Origin of the sequence: Microbacterium sp. Leaf351, assembly GCF_001423825.1 — a bacterium.
GTDB classification, from domain to species: Bacteria; Actinomycetota; Actinomycetes; order Actinomycetales; family Microbacteriaceae; genus Microbacterium; species Microbacterium ginsengisoli.
Map to the genome: position 1 here is coordinate 31,896 of NZ_LMPK01000023.1, position 1,542 is coordinate 33,437.

Annotated in this window: 2 protein-coding genes; one reads left to right on the top strand and one right to left on the bottom strand. The window is 72.4% G+C overall.

What is annotated here, in order from left to right; translation table 11 throughout:
* Nucleotides 1-287: 287 nt before the first annotated feature.
* Nucleotides 288-695 carry a transferase gene (locus ASG00_RS07855; protein WP_045247405.1) on the bottom strand — a complete coding sequence of 136 codons (408 nt, stop codon included), beginning with the start codon at nt 693-695 and terminating at the stop codon, nt 288-290.
* 275 nt (nt 696-970) lie between these two features.
* On the opposite strand from ASG00_RS07855, the gene ASG00_RS17705 reads away from it, so the two are divergent.
* A partial coding sequence (locus tag ASG00_RS17705) for an NAD(P)-binding domain-containing protein (RefSeq protein WP_235559446.1) occupies nt 971-1,542 on the top strand: 572 nt, incomplete at its 3' end.

Genomic DNA, 1,542 nt, shown 5'->3' on the forward strand with positions numbered 1-1,542 from the left:
ACGGCGGCGCGGGAGCGGCCGGGGGCTCTGCGGTCGGCGCGGGCCGTCGTGCGGCCGTCTGTCGCGGCGCCTTCTGGGTGGAGCGGCCGCCCTTCGCGCCGGACTTCTTGCCCGCGCCGCGCCCACCGGCGCCCGCGCCCGACGGGCGGCGGTCAGGCGTGCGCGGACTCATCCGTCCAGCATGCCCGATCTCCCGCGCCGAGCGCGCGCCACGGCGGCGAGGTGGGCGAGCAGCGGCCAGGTCAGAGAGCGGATGCCGCGGCATCCGCCCACGCGTGAATGGCCGGTCAGGCCGCGAGACGCAGCCCGCGACGGTCGGTCGCGACGCGCTCGCCCGCGGCGATGGTCTGGTCGTCGCCGATGAGGGAGCCGCCGGCGACCAGCGCGTTCTCCCCGACGTACGTGCGGATGCCGATCTTCGCGCCCGCGCCCACCCGGGCCCCCGCGCCGATGTGCGCGTGAGGGGCGATCTCGGCCTTCGGCCCGATGACGACGTCGTTCTCGATCCACACCCCGCGTCCGACGTGCGCACCCGCGGCGATCTGCACACCCGGTTCGATGTAGGCGCCCGCCTCGACGACGGCGCTCGCGTGCACCTTGGCGCCGTTCGCGATCAGGCCGCGACCGTTGACGTGCTTGCGATAGCGCAGCGTCTCGCCCCGGTCGTCTTCGATATCGACGTAGTTCTTGCCCACGTTCCCCTCCTGCGGCGGCTCTCCCGCCGAACACTCGGTATCAACCCCGATGCACCCGCATGCATTCCCGTGCACTCCATTCGGAGCGGACGACGCAACGGATGCCTCGTGGGCCGGCTCCGTCGCCGTGTTCCCTCCGATCGTGCCACCGCCCGAACACACCGTCCCGGGGCTTGACAGAACGCGGAGAACCGGGGCTGCCGGGGCCCCCGTCGCGGCGCGGGAATAGACTTCCCGCGGGTCTCGAGCGACGGCGCCCGAGCGCCGCACATCGGATGAGCGCGAAGGGAACGACGATGCAGATCGCCATGGTGGGACTCGGACGGATGGGGGCGAACATCGTTCGTCGCCTGATGCGGGACGGACACGACTGCGTCGTCTACGACGTCAACCCAGACTCCGTCGCCGCCCTCGTCGCCGAAGGCGCGGTCGGGGCATCCGATCTCGCCGACCTGGTCTCGAAGCTCGAGGTGCCGCGCACGGTCTGGTTGATGATCCCGGCGGGTCTCACCGGCTCCCTCGTCGATCAGATCTCCCCCCACCTCGCGGCGGGGGACATCGTCATCGACGGCGGCAACTCGAACTACCACGACGACGTCCGGCGGGCCGCAGCGCTCAAGGACAGCGGCATCCACTTCGTCGACATCGGTACGAGTGGCGGCGTCTTCGGGCTCGAACGCGGCTACTGCCTCATGGTCGGCGGACCCGACGAGGCGTTCGCGCACATCGAGCCGGTGCTGCGCACGATCGCGCCCGGCTCGGGCGACGTGGAGCGCACCCCTGGCCGCACCGGGGAGCTCGCCCCCGAGGAGCTCGGCTACCTGCACACCGGCCCCAGTGGCTCGGG